Source organism: Fusibacter sp. (assembly GCF_057447755.1).
This window is the reverse complement of sequence record NZ_JBVBZF010000241.1, coordinates 1-5522: the sequence shown is the minus strand read 5'-3', so window position 1 is coordinate 5522 and position 5522 is coordinate 1. Positions and strand designations below refer to the sequence as shown.

Below are 5522 nucleotides of genomic sequence, written 5' to 3'. Positions count from 1 at the left end.
AGGTCTATTGGTGACGTCTCATGTATGATTAAAACCCCTTAAGATCTTTACAATAGACTCTCTTAATAAGTCTTCATAATAGGTCTTTACAACAGACCCTCTTCATAAGTCTTTATATTAGGTCTTCATAATAAGTCTTTATATTAACACTTCATAATAGACCTTTATTAGAGATCTTCATTAGAAATCTTAATTAGAAGCCTTCATAAGAAATCTTCTTAAGAAATTTTCATAAAAAGCCTCACCTATTACCCCTAAGAAACCTTTTTCACAATCAGCTTATAAAGATCATCACTCTTGTTCATATAGCGATAATTAATCCCTGAAACGATCAGGAAGAGGACACTCATAAACATAAAAACAGGATTAAAGGTGGACATTAAAAACAGGGCGACGATGACACTAAAGAAAAAGCCCGCATAGACAATTCGCTTAGAGCTTTGCTTTACATGGATATCCCCCTCAAGGTAAATGCCATCCTCTCTTTCCACAATACGGCCTTCGAAGACAAATAGTGCAGCACCCTTTGCCTCTGATGAGATTTGAAATTCATCCTTGTCATTAAAAACACCAAATAGTTTATTGGACCATGACTTAGCCAAGTGTTTAATACCAATGCCATCAACACAGTTTTCCCTGCATTCGGTCACAGAATGGTATTTCGTTTTAATCCTTATATTTTCCCTATTTGCCATCACACACTCCTTTAATCTTCATCTGTATGGTGAAAGCTCACGATTTTATAGATCCGATTATCCTTTACATAAAGTCGATAGCCATTGCCTTCAAACACTGTATTGACCTTATTCCTAAACACGGTTTCAACACCCTTTACCAGCCTTTTAAGACCGTCAAAATCGAGCTTTTTATCCACCGAACTACTTATTCTACCATCTTTCACTGCCATCTTAAAGAGGTTGATATTTATATCCAGCCAGTCTTCAGGTATACGACTTTTCTTCATACGATTACAGGGCTTACAGCAGGTCACCAGGTTAAAATATTCCTCAGTCCCCCCAAGGCTCTTTGGGAAGTAGTGGTCTAGTGTCGTTCGATTGAGTCGAATCGGTTTACCACAATGAAAGCACCTTCCCTGATCACGTTCATAGATGTATTGTTTGATGGTCTTCTTGTGAATCACGACGCCTCCTCCTATAAATCCTTTAACCCTATAACTTTAACAACATCTCAATATGTGGAATATCATCCTCTAAATAAACTTCAGAAACTTGGTCGAAGCCAAGTGATTTATAAAAATCCAGCAAATAGGCCTGTGCCGAAATACGAACACTATCCCCTTGCTTGACCGTCTTGATAAAGGCTATGGCCTCCTCCATAATTCTACGACCAAGCCCAAGGCCCCTGCCCCCCTCGCTGACAACGACTCTGCCAATTGAAACCTCATCATAACTCACACCAGCATCCAGTATTCTCAAATAACCGAGTAATTCACCTGATGCGTTCGTGCACATCAAGTGATAGGACTTTTGGTCCTTACCATCAATGTCTTGATAAAGGCATGCTTGCTCTATAACAAAGACCTCAAATCTCAATTGCATGATGGCGTAGAGCTCATTAATCGTCAAATCATCAAATCGTTTAATTACACACTTCATTTTATCCCCCAAATATATCAAATGTTTCAATTATGTAATGCTTATTATCATTTTATCGTTTTTTCCCATGATTTGTAAAGAGGTTTGTTGTACTAGTAAAACTTTTGTTTTTAATTTGTTCATGGTTTTTTATTAGGTCTTTTACACATTATTAATTATCCCTTAACATGTATACATTATTATAAGAGTATCAAAAGGAACTTGATTCCTAAGACACAAAAAGCTTATTCCAAATTATTGATAGATTAAAGTGCAATAAACTCTTACTCATTGGCACGTCCCCCCGTGTCAACTCCCCTACAACAACAGACTAACATAAATAAAAAAACGAATCTCATCCCCCTGAGATTCGTTTTTTTATGCTTTAATAAGCCAAATAACTTTCAAAGACTTCACGTACGCGTTCAAAGAGGTAGTCTGCCTCTTTGAGGTATTTTATATGGTCCTTCACCAGCTTGTTAAGAAGCTCAGGATCATCAAGCTCATAGTGGCCGACAAATCTCAAATTGACACAGACGTCATGCAGTGCCTTTGCCGTCAGCTGAAAGGCATCCAGTAACTCGTTAAGATGATCAAGCTCTTTCTTATCTGGCATGAGCAGACAATGTACATAGCGGATTTTTTTAGCCATCATGCGTTTGGCATGAATGGACTTTTCTATGTTTTCCTGATCAAAGGCAGATCTGGCAACAAAGACCTCAAAGAGCTCTGCCTGTCTCATTTTCTCGAAAGCCTCATAATCTTTTTCTTCCATGTTTGGCTTAATGTGAATTTCAAAGTTTGCAAAAGTCACTTCCTTCATCTTGGTGACATTTGCCCTTAAAGATGCCTTAAGGGGTTCCTTAAGTGCTTCAATCTTCTCCCTTGTGGCTTCGTTCATAATGTGACCGTAACCCTCTTCAAAAACATCAATTTCTCTAATCAGAGAAGTGGCATTGAAATGCTTCTTAGATGCTGACGCCATATCTGCAAAATCAGTATTTCGGATATAGGGCTCATAAAAGAATAAGAGGGCTCTAAATCTCCTGATGCTCTCACGATATTCATGTATGCCCTTATGGCTAAAATCGTCTGCAATCATCTTTTCAAGATATAGATCAATGTCCTCTAAATGTTTTTTTAAGTTTTGTGGGATCCGAGTTTCCGGTTTCATAAAGCCTCCAATTACAAATATTTTTTGGAAAATTCAAGTTTCAGCATTATAAAGGTTTCAAGGTCATTCATATATTGATAAAGGGCTGAATAATTTTCAAACTCAACTTGTTCAGTGGGTATGGGCTGCTTGGCGAAAAACAATCTAATGCGATCAAGCTCTTCAAGCAAGGGTTTTGGGTCGTTGTACGGTGAAAGACATTCTGCCATGTGTTCTGTAAACTCACTGAGCATCATGGCTTCCGTTTGCGTGATAAAGCAGTTCTTGAAATGCTTTTGCATGTAGAGCATCCAGTAATACTGGTCTAGTCGCATCTGAAAATATGAGACATAAATTTGATGGTCCACAAGCAAGAGGTTGTTCACATGCTTAAGGGCTATGATCTTTGAATCCTTGATTAGGGTCTCAAGCGCTGTCATATCCTCCATTGTGTCATCGACCAGACACAGGTTTTTGAGATTACAGCTCATTTGGATTAAAATCCGCTTCATCTCTTCTTCAACTTGGACTTGCTTTTCTTTTAACTCTTTTTCAAGACTTGGCATATGCAAATTCAATAACAAGGCCACACCAATGCCAATCCCAAGAAGAGACAGCTCGTTCACAATACTTGCAGTGCTTATGCTCTGAAAGCTCATAAAATGAGTGGCAATTACTGTGTTCATCACAATACCTTCAGGTGCATTGAGTCTCAGGCTAATGGGTACAAACATGATTAGGAAAAGCCCAAGTACCCAAGGTTCAAAGCCAAACCAGTTAAAGATCAGGGCTGAAATGGCAAAGCCAATACCAGCGGTGTAAATACGCTTCCAAGCCACTTGGAAGGTTTGTTTTTTTGTATCCATCAAACTCAGCATGACAATAATGCCTGCTGCAAGTGAAAATTCCAACTTCATTAATTCGGCTATGTACATACTGATCAGCACACCAACCGTCATTTTTATTACACGATATATCATAGGTCCCTCTTTATGCCAAACCACATGGGGCTGACACGTTTTTACAATAGATGATTTCATAATTAACAATATATTCTTTTTAGCCATATTCGGCCAACTTTAAACATATTATCCTCAAATAAGTGGGCGAAACAAGACCTCTTTTTTAGCACAGGCTACAATCCCTTTATAGATTTAAATCAAAGGTCATTTGCTCATACGAGTCAGACGGGTCACTGGCCTTATAAAATGTCATCTTTGTGGGAAGATCAAGTGCCTTACAGGTTTCATAAAAGACCTTGTAGAGGGCCTTATGGTGCTTTGGCATGACGTTATAATTCAGCTTATACTCACTTTCATACCTTGCCTTTAAGCCAGGGAAATGGACATCCAGTTGCTTATAGTAATAGTCTCTTGAACCCTCTCTTAGGGTCAGTCCCATCGAGCCCACCACATATTGTGCCCCATTTGCCTTTGCCGCAACCAATATGTTTCGGATATTGTCTGGGCTATCGTTGATGTAGGGCAGGATTGGCATCAAGGTAAGACCGGTGTATATTCCTGCGTCTGAAAGGGCCTTCATGGCCTGAAACCGCTTTGAAGTTACTGGTGCATAGGGTTCAAGGATGCTTGAGAGTTCATCGTCAAAGGTCGTAATGGTAAATGAAACTGCTGCATAGATACTACTGATTTTTTTAATAAGGTCAATATCTCTGACCACAAGATCACTCTTTGTAATAATGTGAATTGGAAACCTAAAGTCCCAAATGAGCTTAAGTGCCCCTCTTGTAAGTTCATAGTTTGATTCCAGTGGCATATAGGGGTCATTCATTGAACCGAAGCCAATCGTCCCTTTATTTCGCTTACTGGCGAGTTCCTTTTCAAGAAGTGCCAAGGCATTTTCCTTCACGTAAATGTGGTCAAGAGCATCCATGCGATAGCATGCACTTCTAGAATCACAATAGATGCAGCCATGCTGACAGCCTCTGTAGAGATTCATGTTATAGCGGAGTCCAAACCAAGTATCTGCCCCTTCTTTGATGGCAGACAAGATGGTTTTCGCATTTATCAAATCAGCCTTTTGATTTGCTAGGGTCATCTACTCGGCTCCTTTTCATGTGTTTTAACCTATTATACCGTATTTTGGTATTCTTTTTTAAGAATTGTAGTGAATTTTAACCCTGTTTTAATATAAATAGTGTAATATGATGGTATCGACTCAAATTTTTCAAAGGGGACCCTTATGCTAAAAGAAAAACGTAAATTTATTGAATATGTGATCGTGGTCTGTATTGCCACTTTGTTAACAGCCTGGCTGATTATGGACCGTTCAGGTGTCGTGTCTGTCTTCGCCAAATTTTTAAATGTTTTAACCCCGTTTTTTATCGGCTTTGCCATTGCTTACATATTAAATCAACCCATCAGTAAGCTGGAAAAAAAGTTCAAAATGAAACGCATGTATGCTATTTTGATCACTTACTTGGCCTTGTTACTTATACTGGCAGTCTTCTCTGTCAGCCTGGTGCCAAAAATCTATGACAACGCCTATAAGCTGATTTCAGACCTCGCCAAGTGGGGTGAACAAATCCCGGTTCAGCTTGCCACTTATGATTTCGGTGAATATGGCAGCCTGATTTATGACAATCTCAGTAAGGGTGCAGAGCTCCTGTCTAAATTCAGCAACATGCTCCTCACCAACATCATCGAAGGCCTCCTTGGCTTTGCCATGGTTTTCTTCAACATCATACTGGGCATCATCATATCCATCTATATGCTAGCAGACAAAGAAACCCTAAAGAAGAACTTTACCCAGTT

Annotated in this window: 7 protein-coding genes; 1 reads left to right on the top strand and 6 read right to left on the bottom strand. The window is 39.1% G+C overall.

The features are described 5' to 3' along the window. Positions 1-254 precede the first annotated feature (254 nt). The 6 genes from AC220I_RS17510 to AC220I_RS17485 form a co-directional block, all read right to left on the bottom strand. Positions 255-695: a hypothetical protein gene (locus AC220I_RS17510; RefSeq protein ID WP_486725157.1), complete on the bottom strand. Its 441-nt coding sequence runs from the start codon at positions 693-695 to the stop codon at positions 255-257. Positions 696-706: 11 nt separating this feature from the next. Then, positions 707-1141 carry an HNH endonuclease gene (locus AC220I_RS17505; protein WP_486725156.1) on the bottom strand — a complete coding sequence of 145 codons (435 nt, stop codon included), beginning with the start codon at positions 1139-1141 and terminating at the stop codon, positions 707-709. Between the two features lie 28 nt (positions 1142-1169). Next, entirely contained in the window at positions 1170-1616 is a 447-nt protein-coding gene (locus tag AC220I_RS17500) for a GNAT family N-acetyltransferase (protein ID WP_486725155.1), read from the bottom strand. Positions 1617-1980: 364 nt separating this feature from the next. Continuing rightward, on the bottom strand, positions 1981-2769 hold the full coding sequence (locus AC220I_RS17495) for a CHAD domain-containing protein (RefSeq protein WP_486725154.1): 789 nt from the start codon (positions 2767-2769) through the stop codon (positions 1981-1983). Positions 2770-2780: 11 nt separating this feature from the next. Then, a complete protein-coding gene (locus AC220I_RS17490; RefSeq protein ID WP_486725153.1) occupies positions 2781-3728 on the bottom strand; it encodes an aromatic acid exporter family protein in 948 nt (315 codons plus the stop codon). 166 nt (positions 3729-3894) lie between these two features. Next, on the bottom strand, positions 3895-4806 hold the full coding sequence (locus AC220I_RS17485) for an SPL family radical SAM protein (RefSeq protein WP_486725152.1): 912 nt from the start codon (positions 4804-4806) through the stop codon (positions 3895-3897). A gap of 144 nt (positions 4807-4950) precedes the next feature. Between AC220I_RS17485 and AC220I_RS17480 the strand changes: the two genes are divergently transcribed. Next, a partial coding sequence (locus AC220I_RS17480; RefSeq protein ID WP_486725151.1) for an AI-2E family transporter occupies positions 4951-5522 on the top strand: 572 nt, incomplete at its 3' end.